General features: G+C 32.3%; 16 protein-coding genes and 1 riboswitch. Of the genes, 7 read left to right on the top strand and 9 right to left on the bottom strand.

Annotation, left to right across the window (positions count from 1 at the left end; translation table 11 throughout):
* Positions 1 to 87: 87 nt before the first annotated feature.
* From serS to M9C80_02820, 4 genes are read right to left on the bottom strand one after another with little or no spacing between them, the layout of a single operon-like run.
* The gene (gene serS / locus M9C80_02835) at positions 88 to 1,335 is read right to left on the bottom strand and encodes a serine--tRNA ligase (GenBank protein ID URQ70108.1); all 1,248 of its coding nucleotides are present in this window, start codon (positions 1,333 to 1,335) and stop codon (positions 88 to 90) included.
* Positions 1,336 to 1,692 carry a CrcB family protein gene (locus M9C80_02830; protein URQ70107.1) on the bottom strand — a complete coding sequence of 119 codons (357 nt, stop codon included), beginning with the start codon at positions 1,690 to 1,692 and terminating at the stop codon, positions 1,336 to 1,338.
* Positions 1,689 to 2,177 carry a hypothetical protein gene (locus M9C80_02825; GenBank protein URQ70106.1) on the bottom strand — a complete coding sequence of 163 codons (489 nt, stop codon included), beginning with the start codon at positions 2,175 to 2,177 and terminating at the stop codon, positions 1,689 to 1,691. Before M9C80_02825 ends, M9C80_02830 begins: the two co-directional genes overlap by 4 nt.
* Entirely contained in the window at positions 2,174 to 4,462 is a 2,289-nt protein-coding gene (locus tag M9C80_02820; protein ID URQ70105.1) for a DNA translocase FtsK 4TM domain-containing protein, read from the bottom strand. The genes M9C80_02825 and M9C80_02820 overlap by 4 nt, the downstream gene beginning before the upstream one ends.
* A gap of 78 nt (positions 4,463 to 4,540) precedes the next feature.
* On the opposite strand from M9C80_02820, the gene trxB reads away from it, so the two are divergent.
* Both trxB and M9C80_02810 read left to right on the top strand, forming a co-directional pair.
* Complete coding sequence (gene trxB / locus M9C80_02815) at positions 4,541 to 5,476, top strand: thioredoxin-disulfide reductase (protein ID URQ70104.1); 936 nt, start codon at positions 4,541 to 4,543, stop codon at positions 5,474 to 5,476.
* A 2-nt stretch (positions 5,477 to 5,478) separates the two neighbouring features.
* Entirely contained in the window at positions 5,479 to 6,462 is a 984-nt protein-coding gene (locus M9C80_02810) for a YhdH/YhfP family quinone oxidoreductase (protein ID URQ70103.1), read from the top strand.
* Positions 6,463 to 6,599: 137 nt separating this feature from the next.
* Here the strand turns inward: M9C80_02810 and M9C80_02805 are convergent, their stop codons facing one another.
* A complete protein-coding gene (locus M9C80_02805; protein URQ70194.1) occupies positions 6,600 to 7,370 on the bottom strand; it encodes a 3-hydroxyacyl-CoA dehydrogenase in 771 nt (256 codons plus the stop codon).
* A 126-nt stretch (positions 7,371 to 7,496) separates the two neighbouring features.
* Here M9C80_02805 and M9C80_02800 point away from each other — a divergent pair, with 126 nt between their 5' ends.
* The 4 genes from M9C80_02800 to M9C80_02785 all read left to right on the top strand — a co-directional run bounded on the left by M9C80_02800 (position 7,497) and on the right by M9C80_02785 (position 11,238).
* Positions 7,497 to 8,120, top strand: a complete 624-nt coding sequence (locus tag M9C80_02800; GenBank protein ID URQ70102.1) for a TorF family putative porin — start codon at positions 7,497 to 7,499, stop codon at positions 8,118 to 8,120.
* A 10-nt stretch (positions 8,121 to 8,130) separates the two neighbouring features.
* Positions 8,131 to 8,469, top strand: a complete 339-nt coding sequence (locus tag M9C80_02795; protein ID URQ70101.1) for a P-II family nitrogen regulator — start codon at positions 8,131 to 8,133, stop codon at positions 8,467 to 8,469.
* A 22-nt stretch (positions 8,470 to 8,491) separates the two neighbouring features.
* Positions 8,492 to 9,739: an ammonium transporter gene (locus M9C80_02790; GenBank protein URQ70100.1), complete on the top strand. Its 1,248-nt coding sequence runs from the start codon at positions 8,492 to 8,494 to the stop codon at positions 9,737 to 9,739.
* A 215-nt stretch (positions 9,740 to 9,954) separates the two neighbouring features.
* Positions 9,955 to 11,238 carry an ammonium transporter gene (locus M9C80_02785; protein ID URQ70099.1) on the top strand — a complete coding sequence of 428 codons (1,284 nt, stop codon included), beginning with the start codon at positions 9,955 to 9,957 and terminating at the stop codon, positions 11,236 to 11,238.
* Here M9C80_02785 and M9C80_02780 read toward each other — a convergent pair.
* The gene (locus M9C80_02780; GenBank protein ID URQ70098.1) at positions 11,233 to 12,348 is read right to left on the bottom strand and encodes a 1-acyl-sn-glycerol-3-phosphate acyltransferase; all 1,116 of its coding nucleotides are present in this window, start codon (positions 12,346 to 12,348) and stop codon (positions 11,233 to 11,235) included. The two genes, M9C80_02785 and M9C80_02780, sit on opposite strands and share 6 nt — an antisense overlap.
* Before the next feature lie 60 nt (positions 12,349 to 12,408).
* Here M9C80_02780 and M9C80_02775 point away from each other — a divergent pair, with 60 nt between their 5' ends.
* Complete coding sequence (locus M9C80_02775) at positions 12,409 to 13,137, top strand: glycerophosphodiester phosphodiesterase (GenBank protein URQ70097.1); 729 nt, start codon at positions 12,409 to 12,411, stop codon at positions 13,135 to 13,137.
* 40 nt (positions 13,138 to 13,177) lie between these two features.
* On the opposite strand, the gene M9C80_02770 is transcribed toward M9C80_02775, so the two are convergent.
* From M9C80_02770 to M9C80_02760, 3 genes are all read right to left on the bottom strand, one after another.
* A complete protein-coding gene (locus M9C80_02770; GenBank protein URQ70096.1) occupies positions 13,178 to 13,378 on the bottom strand; it encodes a hypothetical protein in 201 nt (66 codons plus the stop codon).
* 26 nt (positions 13,379 to 13,404) lie between these two features.
* Positions 13,405 to 13,547, bottom strand: a riboswitch (Glutamine riboswitch).
* A gap of 73 nt (positions 13,548 to 13,620) precedes the next feature.
* Positions 13,621 to 13,809: a hypothetical protein gene (locus M9C80_02765; protein URQ70095.1), complete on the bottom strand. Its 189-nt coding sequence runs from the start codon at positions 13,807 to 13,809 to the stop codon at positions 13,621 to 13,623.
* Positions 13,796 to 15,058 (bottom strand): MFS transporter, encoded by a 1,263-nt coding sequence (locus tag M9C80_02760; protein ID URQ70094.1) that lies wholly within the window; start codon positions 15,056 to 15,058, stop codon positions 13,796 to 13,798. The genes M9C80_02765 and M9C80_02760 overlap by 14 nt, the downstream gene beginning before the upstream one ends.
* Between the last annotated feature and the right edge of the window lie 101 nt (positions 15,059 to 15,159).

The raw sequence follows: 15,159 nt of genomic DNA, 5'->3' as shown, positions 1-15,159 counted from the left end.
AATTATTGTTAGTAGGGATAATAATACATTTAATTAAATTTAAAAACACAAAAATATGTGAAATCTTTGTGAATTTTATGTATATTTTTAAAGTTTAATTTTATTTGATTGAAAGTAGTCTTCTAAGACTTTTGGAATACTAATAGTATTTGTATCATGATCATAATTATTTTCAATTAAAGCAACCAATGTTCTACCTACAGCAAGGCCTGAGCCATTAATGGTATGAGCAAATTCCTTATTTTTGCCGGTATCAATTTTAATATTTGATCTCCTTGCCTGAAAATCTGAAAAATTTGAACATGATGATATTTCTCTATATTTTTCTTGGCTTGGTATCCAAACCTCTATGTCATAAGTTTTACAAGAACTAAAGCCTAAATCACCTGCACATAACTCTACAACTTGATATGGCAATTCAAGTAACTTAAGGATATTTTCAGCGTCACTTAATAGGGTTTCTAAACAATCAAAAGAACTTTTTGAGTCTGTTATTTGAACTAATTCAATTTTTTCAAATTGATGTTGTCGAATTAATCCTTTAGTGTCTTTGCCGTAACTGCCAGCTTCTGATCTGAAACAAGGCGTATGAGATGTTAGTTTTGACGGTAATTCACTTAAAGGAATTACTTTATCTCTATTTATATTAGTAAGAGGAACTTCAGCAGTTGGTATTAAGTATTGATTATCAGAAACTTTAAATAAGTCCTCTTCAAACTTTGGGAGTTGTCCAGTACCTATCAATGATTGAGTGTTTGCAACAAAGGGAACATAATATTCTTCATAACCCTTCTCAATTGCTTGGTCTAACATAAACGCTATAAGTGATCTTTGAAGTTTGGCTATTTGGTTTTTTAAAACAGAAAATCTAGCTCCAGCCAAAACAGCAGCCAAATCAGTATCAATTAGCTCAGTAATTTCAAGATGATTAAGTTTATTTTTAGTATAAATATCACCCTCTTTTCTTAGAACTACATTTGAAGATTCATCATCTCCATCTGGAACGGTGTCTTCTGGAAGATTTGGTATGTTTAATAAAAAACTCTCAATATCTTTTAAAATAACGGAAAGAGAAGCATCTTTTGATTTTAGTTTTTCGTTTACTAAATCTACTTGTGTTTTTAATTCACTAGTATCTTTTTTTTGTGATTTTAGTTTGCCAAATTCTGTAGAAAGTTTATTTCTCTCAGCCTTTAAATTTTCAACATCAACTTGAAGATCTTTTCTTAATTTATCTTGTTTAGTAAAAAAATCTTTATCTATATCAAAACCCCTTCTAGCAAGGGATTTTTGCACATCACTGAAATTTTCTCTTAAATTTTTTATATCAATCATCTATTTTGAAATTTGAATACCAATGTAAGTTGCTAACAAAGTAAAAAGTATAGTCAATATTATATATGATGCGGCTAAGATAAAATTAGAATTAAAAAGATTAACTGATTCAATTGTGAATGCTGACATGGTCGTGAATGACCCTAAAAACCCAATAATTAATAAAAAATAAGCACCGTCTTTATTCTGCATGTAACATCCAACAAATACACCGATTAGAAAACAACCTAAGAGGTTTACAAAAAATGTACCACTTGGAAAATTAGTTGGTATATATTTATGTATGAATTCTGTAAGCGCATATCTGCACATGGCTCCAAGACTTCCACCAATACCCACAAGTAAAAGATTTATCATGACTTTATTAATTTAAAGATAATATAATTTTGTATATTCATATTGTCATCAAATGTTACCGAAAAACTTTCAGGATTAATATTTTTAAATTCAATGTCATTGTGATCAATCAAAGATAATTTAAAAGTTTTATCATCAATCAAATCTATGTTTACTTTTGATTTATCAATTCCATAAAGAATAATATCGAAAACCAAGTTATCTATATTTGAAATTTCTATTTCTGATGTATTATTAAATTCGAAATCATAAACAATGATTTTATCTTTGTTAATTACATATTTTTCTTTGTAGGGACTAATAACTTCGATTATTGTCTCACCGTCAGATTTTTTAATTACCCCTGTTGATATTTTTTTTTCATCATTAATCGTAGTAAATTGTTGATAACTTAAATCTTTTTTTAATACTCTATTTACCTCTTCAACTGCATCAGAATATGAAGAAAGTGAAAAAAATATTAAAATTGAAATAAGTTTTTTCAATTTTGTTTTGGGACTAAGACTTCTCTTGATCCATTCGAACTCATTTCAGAAACTAAACCGGCCTCTTCCATTGTCTCGATTAACCTTGCTGCTCGGTTATATCCAATTCTTAATTTTCTTTGAACCGCTGATATAGATGCTCTTCTTGATTCTATAACAAAATTTACAGCCTCGTCATAAAGCTCGTCACTATCCTCAGAATTTCCACTATCCGAACCAGACCATCCTGGTATAGGGCCTGTTTCTTGTGCTGAAGATACAATTTCGTCAATATAATCTGGCTCAGCTCTAGACTTCCAGTCATTTACAACTCGATGAACTTCATCATCACCAACAAATGCTCCATGAACTCTAACTGGTACACCAACACCTGGTGGAAGATATAACATATCGCCATAACCTAATAGTTGTTCAGCTCCACCCTGGTCTAGTATTGTTCTTGAATCAATTTTAGTTGAAACTTGAAAACCGATTCTAGTAGGAATATTTGCTTTTATTAAACCTGTTATAACGTCAACAGATGGTCTTTGAGTTGCTAAAATTAAGTGAATACCTGCAGCTCTTGCCTTTTGTGCTATTCTAGCTATTAAATGCTCTACTTTTTTTCCAACAAGCATCATCATATCTGCAAATTCATCAACAACTACCACAATTGAAGGAAGTGGCTCAAGATATTCTTCTTCATCTTCTTTTAATGGATTTAAAATTTGCTTTCCATTTTTAGCAGCTTCTTCGATTTTTTTGTTAAAGCCTGCTAAATTTCTAACGCCCATAATAGACATTAATTTATATCTTCTATCCATTTCAACAACACACCATCTCAAACCATTTGAAGCATCAGTCATATCAGTTATGACTGGAGTCAATAAATGAGCAATGCCGTCATAGACAGATAATTCAAGCATTTTTGGATCAATTAATATTAAACGAACATCTTTTGGATCGCATTTAAATAAAAGACTTAATAACATCGCGTTAACACCGACTGACTTACCTGAACCAGTAGTACCTGCAACCAGCAAATGTGGCATTTTTGCAAGATCAACAACTACTGGATTACCTGCAATGTCGTGACCCAAAGCTAACGACAAGTTAGAAGGCGAAGATTTAAATGCTTTTGATGAAAGGATTTCAGTAAGCCTAACCATTTTTCTATTGGTATTAGGTATTTCAATTCCAACATATGATTTGCCTTCAATTACCTCTACCACTCGAACACTGCTGACTGACAAAGATCTAGCTATGTCTTGTGCAATTCCTGTAATTTTACTAGCCTTTGTACCAGGAGCTGGCTGTATTTCAAATCTGGTGACAACAGGACCAGGTAAAACTGATTCAACAGATGCCTCAATACCAAATTCTTGAAGTTTATCTTCCAGAAGAGACGCTATTTGATTTAATTCTGTTTGATTTAATGAGGATCCGTCATCAAGAGCTCTATCTAAAAGCTCTGTACTTGGCATAACTGTTTGCTCTGGAGGTTCTTCATTATTGGTTGGTTTTTTAACTTCTTTTAATAAAGGTTCCATTACATTTGAAAGTTCTGGTTGATTTTCTTTAGCAACTTCATTTGCTTCAATAGGCTCATCAGTTACTTTTGTTTTATTAGTGTAGTCTTTAGTCTCTTTCTTTATTGGTTTTTTTATTTGAACATTTCTTAATAAAGGTAGAAATTTTTGCAGTTGATGATATTCAATATTTTTTATAAAAGAATAAGTTTTTTTTATAAACTCTATTAAAAGTTTGTTTATTAAGATTACGCCCCTGCCAGTATGATCTATTAAACTTAACCATGAAAAATTTAAAGACAATGATGCTGCTGGAACAATGAAAATAATAAAGAAAATTAAACTGCCTATAAAACCAATATAATTTGATAAGTTGAAGAATATTTCTTTGCCAATAAAGCCTCCTGCATAACCAATAAAGTAATACTCTAATATTGAGCAAAAACTTAATAAGAGAATAAAAGAACTTATAAATCTTACTAAAGACTTCACAATAGAACTGTAAGCATCTTGATGAAAAATACTTTGATACGCCCAAACGCATCCTATAAATAGAAGTAAATATGCACCTAAACCAATTAAGGTGAATAAGAAATCTGATATATTTGCGCCAAGTGGACCACCTAAGTTTTCAATAGTTGTCGAGGAGGATTTATTAAAAAAACCTGAATCACTTGGATTATGTGAAACTAAAGATATAAAAATATATAAAGAGATAGCTATTAAAAAAAAACTTAAGAAGTTAAGTAAAGTATTTTTAATATATCTTGAAGCCATATATAAGGTTATTCTATATTATTAATAAATTATAGGTTCAATCAATCACAATTTTCTTAATATTCAATTATAATCTGAATGATGTCAGTTCATAAAAAATTAATTATTCTTGGTTCAGGGCCTGCAGGTTATGCTGCAAGTATATATGCTGCTAGAGCTGGATTAAATCCTATTATTATTGCAGGTTCCCAAGAAGGTGGACAATTAACTACAACAACAGATGTAGAAAATTGGCCTGGGGATAGTGACGGTCTACAAGGCCCAGAGCTCATGGATAGAATGAAGAAACATGCTCAACAATTTGATGTTGAAGTATTAAATGATCATATTAATTCTGTTGATTTAAAACAAAAACCATTCTTACTTAAGGGATCAAATGAATATACATGTGATGCATTGGTTATCTCAACTGGAGCTAGTGCAATGTACTTAGGTTTGGATTCTGAAAAAAAATTCTTAGGTAAAGGAGTATCTGCTTGTGCAACTTGTGATGGTTTTTTTTATAGAGATCAAGAAGTTATAGTGGTGGGAGGAGGAAATACTGCTGTAGAGGAAGCTTTATATCTTTCAAGAATATGTTCAAAAGTCACTCTAATCCATCGAAGAGATAGTCTTAGAGCAGAAAAAATTCTACAAGATAGATTATTTAATGAAGAAAAAAATGGGAAAGTTGAAATACTTTGGGATACTCAATTAAAAGAAGTTCTTGGTGATGATATGGGCGTCAATGGAGTTGTATTAGATACAAAAGGTGATGTTTTTGAAAGATCGGTTATGGGTGTTTTTATAGCTATAGGCCATAAACCAAATACAGACATATTCATTGATCAATTAGATATGGATAATGGCTACATCAAAATTACCTCAGGCACTGATGGAATGGCCACTGCAACTTCTATTGATGGAGTTTTTGCTGCAGGAGATGTTTCAGATCAAATCTATAGACAAGCAATAACATCTGCAGGTTTTGGATGCATGGCTGCACTAGATGCAGAAAAATTCTTGTCGGAATAAGAATGAAATACAAAGCTTATTTGGTTGAAGAGTTAAATAATATATTTACAGGCTCTATTAAAGAATTAGACACCCCGTCTGTTGAAGATGGCAATGTTTTGATAAAAGTTCATTATTCTTCATTAAATTACAAAGATGCACTAGCAGCTACAGGCGTAAAAGGAGTTGTAAGGGGATATCCATTTGTTCCGGGTATTGACGTAGCTGGAGAAATAATTGATTCAAAATCTCCCGATTTTAAGATTGGTGAAAAAGTAATTGCAACTGGTTATAAAATAGGCATGTCTGTTTTTGGTGGGTTTGGAGAAATTGTTCATCTGCCCTCTAAATGGTTGGTTAAATTGCCTAAAGAACTCACTCTTCAAGAATCAATGCAAATAGGTACTGCTGGAATTACAGCTGCCGCATGTGTAAAAGCTATTTGTAATGCAAATGTTACTAAAAAATTACCAATTATTGTTTCAGGTGCAACTGGAGGTGTAGGCTCTGTTGCAGTAAATATTCTATCTAAGCTTGATTATAAAGTTCATGCATTAACTTCAAAGGAGAACGAATCTAATAAATTAAAAAAGATGGGTGCGTCTAGTGTTATAAATAGAGACAAATTTATGCACGATCCTATTAGACCTCTAGATAGAGCTGAATATGCTGGCGGTGTCGATACAGTAGGCGGTGATATATTATCTAAAATTATTTCTTTAATATGTCATAAGGGATGTGTTTCATGTTGTGGAAATGTGGCAGGAGCAAAATTTACATCATCGGTTTTTCCATTTATTTTAAGAGGTGTTTCACTTGTTGGAATTGATTCTGCGGAATCGGATATACTCTTCAAGTGTGAATTATGGAATCTTTTAGCAAATGAATGGAAAATAAATCTTGAAGATTATTCTAAAGTAGTTTCACTTGAGGATATTGATATTGAAATACAAAAAATTTTAAATGGTCAACAGGTTGGCAGAGTTGTAATTAAACATGAGGTATAAAAATGAATGATGAATTTGAAAAATATTACGAATCAAAAGAAGCTAATGAAGACAGCAAATCTGATACTAAGGTAGTTCTTTTTTTAGTAATTGTTAGTGTAATCGCTGCAACATATTGGGTGGCAATACAATAACAATTATCTTGGTGTCATTCTCATACCAGAATCTAATCTGATAGTTTCTCCATTTAAGTAACTATTATTAACTATGTGTTCTGACAAAAGTGCAAATTCTTGTGGATTTCCAAACCTATGAGGAAACTGAGTTGAGTCTAATAAAGGATCTCTAATTTTATCTGGCGCCATTTTCATCAAGGGCGTATCAAAAATACCGGGGGCAATTGTACAGACTCTTATTCCATGCCTAGCAAGATCTCTGGCTGCTGTAAGAGTTAGACCTATCACACCTGCTTTTGAAGCGCTATAAGCAGATTGGCCAATTTGTCCTTCATAGCCGGCAACAGAGGCAGTATTTATTATTACTCCTTTTTCACCATCAATTGAAGGATCATTTTTATCAATAAGTTCAGCAGCTAATCTCATTACGTTAAAGGTACCAACAAGATTAAGATCTATGATAAATTTAAAATGGTCTAATGGATGAGGTTTATCTTTTCCAAGAATTCTTGCTCCGTATCCTGTTCCTGCACAATTAATTACAAAGTGTAATTTTTTGTATTTATCTTTTATAGCTGTAATAGCATTTTGAACAGACTCTTCTTCCATGACGTTTGTTTCAATAAAACATACGTTATCTTCACCAAGATTTTCAATTATTTCCAGTGCGTTTTCTTTATTTAAATCTAAGATTGCTACTTTTGCGCCATTGTTTACAAAATGTTCAACTGTTGCTCGACCAAGACCAGACGCACCACCTGTAACTAAAGCCACATTATTTTTTAAAATCATCTTTGAAATGCTCCGTTTGCTTATAATAACTTTGAAATTATAGCTTTTTCTAACATATTTTGTTTTTTGGCATTGATCTTGCATTAATAGTATTGAACTTAATTCATTCTTATATAAGGAGAAAATATGAAAAAGTTATTTTTAATGTTAGCTGTCATGTCTTTACCTTCATTTGCTGCTGTTAGTGCAAACGTTGGTATTACATCAGACTACATTTGGAGAGGAATGACCCAATCAGATGGTATTTCTGTTTCAGGTGGTTTTGATTATGAAAATGACAGTGGTTTTTATGCAGGCGTATGGGGCGCAAACATCAATTGGGGCTATGCAACAGATGATGCTGGTGTCTTAACAGAATACGGCTCTGGAAACGAATTTGACGTATATTTTGGTTACGGAACTGAAGTTGGCGGCATTGGAGTTGATATTGGTTATGTAATGTTTAAATACCCTGGAATTGATGCGTATGATTTCGAAGAAATCGTATTAGGTCTAAGCATGGGTGATTTTGGAATTACATATGCAGCTGGTCAAGATGATTTTACTGATTATTTAGAATTCTCATATGCAATCGGTGCGGTTGGAGTTTCATATGGTCAATATGATGATATGGGAGATAACTTCTTGATCTCTTATGGTTTTGGTTGTGGATCATATGACTGCAGTATCGCTTATACAGACTTCTCTGATGAGGGATATAGCGGTGTAGACGAAGATGCATTAGTTTTTTCAATAGGTGCAAGCCTCTAAATCATAATTTATGAAACTAATTACAGCGATCATAAAACCATTTAAGCTTCAAGAAGTAAGAGAAGCTTTAGTGGCTTCTGGTATAGAAGGTTTAACCATATCAGAAGTTAAAGGTTATGGACGTCAAAAAGGCCATACAGAAATGTACAGAGGTTCTGAATATTCTGTAGATACCTTACCAAAGATAATGCTTGAGATAATTGTTGAAGATTCAAAGACAGAGTCAGTTACTGACACTATCGTGAAAACTGCTCAAACAGGCAAAATCGGTGACGGAAAAATCTTTATTACTAATATTGATCACGTAGTTAGAATCAGAACCGGCGAAACCGGTTCTGAAGCAATATAAATTTATAAAGGAGTATTTAATTATGGAAGAAGTAAAATTTGCATTAGACACTTTCTACGCCATTATGGCTGGAGCACTTGTTATGTGGATGGCAGCTGGTTTTACCATGCTAGAAGCAGGACTTGTTCAAAAGAAAGATGTCTCAGAGATAGTTACTAAGAACTTAGGACTATATTCAATAGCATGTATCATGTATTTAACATGTGGATTCATGCTTATGTATCCAGGTGGTGGAGCATTTGGAGGTGCTTTAGAGAGTTATTTACCTGCGATTGGTACATCATGGAGCCTGTCAACATCGTTACCTAACGAAGAAATTGGAATGCCGTATGGTATGGATTATTCACAACAAGCTGACTTCTTTTTCCAAGTAGTCTTTGTTGCTACAGCAATGTCTATCGTATCAGGTGCAGTTGCTGGAAGAATGAAATTATTACCATTCTTTATATTTGCCATTGTGCTTACAGGCTTTATCTATCCTATCCAAGGTTATTGGAACTGGGGTGGTGGTTTCTTAAGCCAAGGTGGCTATTCAGACTACGCAGGTTCAGGAACAGTGCATTTATGTGGTGCTGCTGCAGCTTTAGCAGTTGTTACCGTTCTAGGAGCTAGAAAAGGTAAGTATAACTTCGACGGCACATCAAATGCTATGCCAGGATCAAATATTCCAATGGCAGCTCTTGGTGCATGGATATTATGGTTAGGATGGTTTGGATTTAATGGTGGTTCAGAATTAATAGTTAGTGATGAAGCGAGTGCTATTGCTGTCAGTCAAGTATTCTTAAATACAAATATGGCTGCTGCAGGTGGAGTTGTTGCTGCATTATTTACTAGTCTCTTTTTAACAGGAAAAATGGATGTAACCATGGCTATTAATGGTGCTATAGCAGGACTAGTTGCAATTACTGCAGGTCCAAGTGCTCCAAGTGGTGGTACTGCTGTGCTAATTGGTGCTGTTGGTGGAGTCATTGTTTATTTTTCAATTTTATTCCTAGACAAGACACTTAAAATTGATGATCCAGTTGGTGCTATTTCTGCTCACGGAATTGTTGGTATTTTTGGTGTTATGGTTGTACCTTTAACATCAGATGCTAGCTTTGGTATGCAGTTTGCTGGAGTAGTTGCAATCGGTGGATTCACTTATGTTGCAAGTTTAATAACTATATTTGTAATCAATATGGTTATGCCAATTAGAGCAACTGATGAAGAGCAAGACATGGGTCTTGATGCTTCAGAGATAGGAGTTGAATCATATCCAGAATTTAAATAATTTATTAAGGCAGCTTATCCTCCCCCCTAACTAGCTGCCTTTTAAATTAACTAAATAGAAAAGAGTTATTGCCCAAACAATAACTCTTTTCACCTTTCTAAGATCTTTATTTTTTTTATTTAACTTAAATACTTTTTTTTAGTATTTTTTTTATATATAGTTCAATTATTAAATTCTTATATATATTTATCATATCTAAATTTAAGGGGATCACGATGAAACATAAATTTTTTCTAGTTTTGTATTTAAGTTTTTTTTCACAATTGTCATTGGCTAGCGAATCTAATTCTGGTGATACCGCATGGATACTTACATCAACAGCACTTGTTTTATTTATGACTTTGCCTGGGTTAGCTCTATTTTATGGAGGATTGGTTAGATCGAAAAATGTTTTATCTGTACTAATGCAATGTTTTACTATTGCATGCCTTATATCGGTTTGTTGGGTAGTTTACGGATACTCCCTAGCTTTTAAAGGGAACGGGATGATTATTGGAGATTTAAGTGCTCTTTTTTTAAATGGAATTGGCAGAAATGCTATGAGTGGAACGTTGCCAGAAACCGTATTTATTACTTTTCAAATGACTTTTGCAATAATTACTCCTGCACTAGTTGTAGGTGCTTTTGCTGAAAGAATGAAATTTTCAGCAATGTGCATATTTTCTGTAGCTTGGTTTACCCTAGTTTATTTACCAGCGTGTCATATGGTTTGGGGTGGTGGCTATTTGGGCTCTATTGGAGTTATCGATTTTGCAGGAGGTTTGGTTGTTCATGCAACATGTGGGATTGGAGCATTAGTCGCTGCAATTTTTCTAGGAAGAAGAAATGGATTTCCATCTGCGCCGATGCCTCCACATAATAGAACAATGGTCATGATAGGAGCATCCATGCTTTGGGTTGGTTGGTTTGGATTTAACGGTGGTAGCGCTGTCGCAGCTGATTCTTCAGCAGGTATGGCTATGCTTGTTACGCATATTAGTGCTGCAGTTGGTGCTCTCACATGGATGGCTATTGAGTGGTTTAAATCAGGTAAATCAACTTTAGTTGGAATTTGTACTGGTATGGTTGCAGGCTTAGCAACTATCACTCCAGCATCAGGTACAGTTGGTCCAGCTGGTGCATTATTAATAGGTCTATTGGCAGGATCCATATGTTTTTATGCAACACAATTAGTGAAGGCATATTTTAAAATTGATGACTCCTTAGATGTTTTTCCAGTTCATGGGGTTGGAGGGATTTTAGGTGTTTTAGCATTATGTTTTGTAGGAAATCCTGATGGCTTTTTAGGATCTGGTGCAGCAGGAATTTCAGATGATGGTCTTATGGATCAATTAAGAATACAAATTATTGGGATTGTAGTTATTGGCCTTTGGACTGCGGTAATGAGTTATGGAATATTAAAAGTTTTATCGTATTTTGTTCCTATTAGAGTTTCCTTGGATGAAGAAAATGAAGGCCTTGATATTAATGAACACAATGAACAAGGCTATAGCTTATAAAACTGGATTACTATATTGATTCAAAAGAAATGGTTGCATATCTTCTGGTATATCATGCAACCTTTCTTTAAGCCATTGCATTGATTCGTCTATTTCATCATTAGTAAATCCGTGTTGAATTGGAATTTCGATGCCTTGAAGAATACACGCAGCAATATTTGTTGCATGAATTTTATACATAGATTTAATTTTTTTAGTTGTTATCTTCGCAATTTCGTCATAGTCTTCTTTGTTACTGAAAAGCATAGGCTCTCCAACTTCGATGTGAACATTTCCCTTATGGCCTGAGATGCCAACGAAGATACTTTTTAAGTCTTCATTTTTTTCTTTAACATAATCTGTATTTACAGATCTTAAATACAATTCTTTTGCTTTTAAAATATCATTAGGATCTTTTTCATATGAAACTGATACTGGTACAAGCTTTAAATTATTAAAATATTCACTTACTTCAGTTTTTTTTCTTGAATTCAGATGAATCATTTTTAGTACTGATGGATCAGTATAGTCTACTCCATCTTTTGATCTACCTTGCTTTTGAGCAATCCATATAGATTCATTTTTGGAAGTTATGCAGTCATAAATGAATTCTGAAGCTAATTTTAAGCTTTTATATATATCCTTTTTAAACTTGTCACTTCTATCTATAATGAAACTTTTATTTAATCTCATTAAATCCGACGCCCACTTTTCAGTTAAAAGATTATTCCCAACAGCATTATTGGTAGTTTTTAGATTGTTTTTGTGAAGTTGAAAATTTAATAAAGCTGAGTCTAATGTAATGTCTCTATGATTTGATATAAAAAGATAAGCATTGGAATTATCTAAATTATCAATACCAGTTACATCAAAATTTTTAATTGAATTTTTGATTATTTTTTTTACAAGGTTTTTAAATATATTTTGATACTCTACTATTGATTGAATATTCTTAAATCTATTTTTTAAGAAAATACTCATTAATAATTTTGAAAATGGAATCTTCTTAATGAAACTATATTTGCTTGATGCAATAGCTGCTTTAATTACGTTTTTGTTATTGCATAACTCAAGGATTACTTTATTAACCTCTTCATCCTTATATGGTCTTATAGAATCAAATTTATTCATTAAAATAAAAAAAATTTTAGAATTTATATTTTAACTCATTAGCGTTTACAATTAACCTATATGAACGCATATTTAGATTACTCTGGTCTTCAAATTTTATCTCATAGAGGTGGTTCAATTGAGTCATATGAAAATACAATTAAATCATTTCAATACTCTATAGAAGTGGGTTGTAAATACATTGAGACAGACGTTCAGCTTTCATCGGATGGGATACCTTATATATTTCACGATGATGATCTAAAAAGATTGTTGAAAGATGACAGAAGGTTTTACTCACTGCATAGTTCAGAAATAGATGAGCTGAAATTGTTTGATAAGTATGAAATACCTAGACTAGAAAAAGTTCTTTTAAGTTTCCCTGAAACTTATTTTCAAATTGACGTTAAAACAAATGAAGTTGCTTCACCTGCAATTGAAATTATTAAAAAAACAAATTCACAAAATAGAGTATGTGTTGCGAGTTTTAATAGCGCCAGGTTAAAAAAAATTAGAGAGAATAATCCTGATATATGTTTATCAATGGGTCCTCTTGAAGTTATGAAAATGCTTCTGGCTAGTTTTAATTTATATAACAAAGATATACCGGGAGAATGTTTACAAGTACCTATTTATTATTATGGAATAAAAGTTGTTACGAAAAGGTTTGTAGATTTTGTTCATTCAAGGGGTTTAAAGATAATAGTTTGGACAATTAATGACGCTGATACATTTAAAAAACTTCAAAGATATAATGTTGATGGTGTTATAACTGATGAGCCAAAAAAGTTATTAAATCTATTAAAATAAAAAGGAGGCTTTCGCCTCCTCTTTTTTTTCTATAAGAAAATTAAGCAACCCATTTGTTACCACGGTAAATTCCTTCACGTGATTGAGTTGACTTTTCTTCTACTGCAACATTTTTGTTACCTCTGTAAATGCCAGAAAAAACTTTAGTAATTTTTTCTTTAACACTTTCAGGAGTTACTTTGATGCCTCTGTAATGAGTAGTCATATCGTTTCCTCCAGTTTTCGTATCGATTTCGTACATACACCATATAGGTGTACACCCTTCTCAACGCGTTCCTTCGGCAGATATTCGGTCTCGTTCCCGCCTATGATAATTAAACCTAAGCGGTACTTGCTTGCCTTTCTTTGAAAAAGAAAGAGGTTTTCCTATCTTCCTACTTCCGTCTTATTATAAAAATAAGATGAACGTTTGATTACTATTATCCAAAAAATGTAGTAAAAGTCAAAAAATATAAATATAGAAAATAGGTATATTTTCGTACTCTATTTTATAAATCTTTGTAATAAACGTTTAGCAATAATATACATAGGAATAATGATTGCAGTAGTAATTATTAATTCTGTTGTTGTTGAATAATCTAAATAACTTCTTATCAAAGGAGCGATTACAAAGGCTGTTATTGCTCCAAGAATACTATAAAAAATAATAGACTCTTTGCTAAAAATCTTCATTTGTTTCCTTTACAAAAAATAACATAATTCCGCCTAATATGAATAATAAAATTATAGGCAGCAACGCAATTCTTATATTGCTTGTTAATACAAGCATTGACCCAACTAACAATGGCCCTATTATTGCGCCAGCCTTACCAAACACATTAAATAGTCCAAAAAATTCACCTGATTTTTCTTTGGGTATAAGTTTTCCAAATAGGCCTCTTGAACTTCCTTGAATGCCGCCTTGAACACATCCAACTGATGCAGCAATAATATAAAATTCGTAAGACTTTGTTAATAAAGAGCTATAAAAAAGAATTAATATATAAACAATAATAGTTAAACCTAAGACTAATTTATCTCCATACTTATCTGCTACGTAACCCCATAGCAAGGTGGCAGGAAATGCCACGAACTGAACAAGAATTAATCCTTGTATAATCGCACTAGATTCTAGTCCAAGATTTAAAGCAAATGTTGATGCTAGATATATAACTGTATGAGCACCATCAATAAAAAGAAAAAATGCAATTAAAAAAATAAAAGCGTTCTTATACTGATAAATAGATTTAAATGTTTTGACTAAATTTTTAAAAGTATTAGCTACTAGCGTTGTCTGTTTAGTTACTATTTTTTTTTCGTTATAGTTAAAAATTAAAGGCAGTAAAAAAACAAACCACCAGACTCCGACCATTAAGAAGGAAACTTTTATAGCTTGAGCTTGGCTCTCAAGGCCAAAAAAGTTTGGGTATAAACTCATTAGTGCATTAATTAAAAATAGAGTCCCTCCTCCAAGATAGCCCCAAGCATAGCCTTGATTAGAAACTATTGAGTATTTATTAGGTGTTGTGACTTGAGTAAGCATTTTGTCATAAGGGATTTGGCTAGCAGAAAATGAATAATTAGCTAATCCATAAAAAATAAGAGCGAAGATCCAAAGACCTGAATCTAAAAAAAATAATAATGAAGTAAAAAAAATAGAAGTTAAAGTAAAAAATACTAGTATATTTTTTGTTGATTTATTAATGTCAGAGACTGCACCTAGAATTGGAGCCGTAATAAGAATTGCTATGTTAGTTATGACCAATGTCCAATTTAAGTAAATCGAAGCATCTACCTTGCTAATACTTGATGCCCAGTATTCTATATAAAATATTGGAAAAAATGCAGCAATGACAGTAGTTGCATATGCAGAATTTCCCATATCATAACAAATCCAAGATTTAACTTTTTTTGTAAAAGTTTTAGTTTCAGTAATTTCCAATTGTTTGTTTATAAAGTTAGATAGTTTTATTTTATATTAAATATTTACTTGTAAAGGAATTATTTTTTGATATATTTTTAACAGGGAGAATTTTTATATGG

The organism is SAR86 cluster bacterium, assembly GCA_023703615.1.
GTDB lineage: Bacteria > Pseudomonadota > Gammaproteobacteria > Magnimaribacterales > D2472 > MED-G85.
The sequence above is the reverse complement of the archived record's forward strand: the minus strand, read 5'-3'. Positions and strand labels throughout refer to the sequence as shown.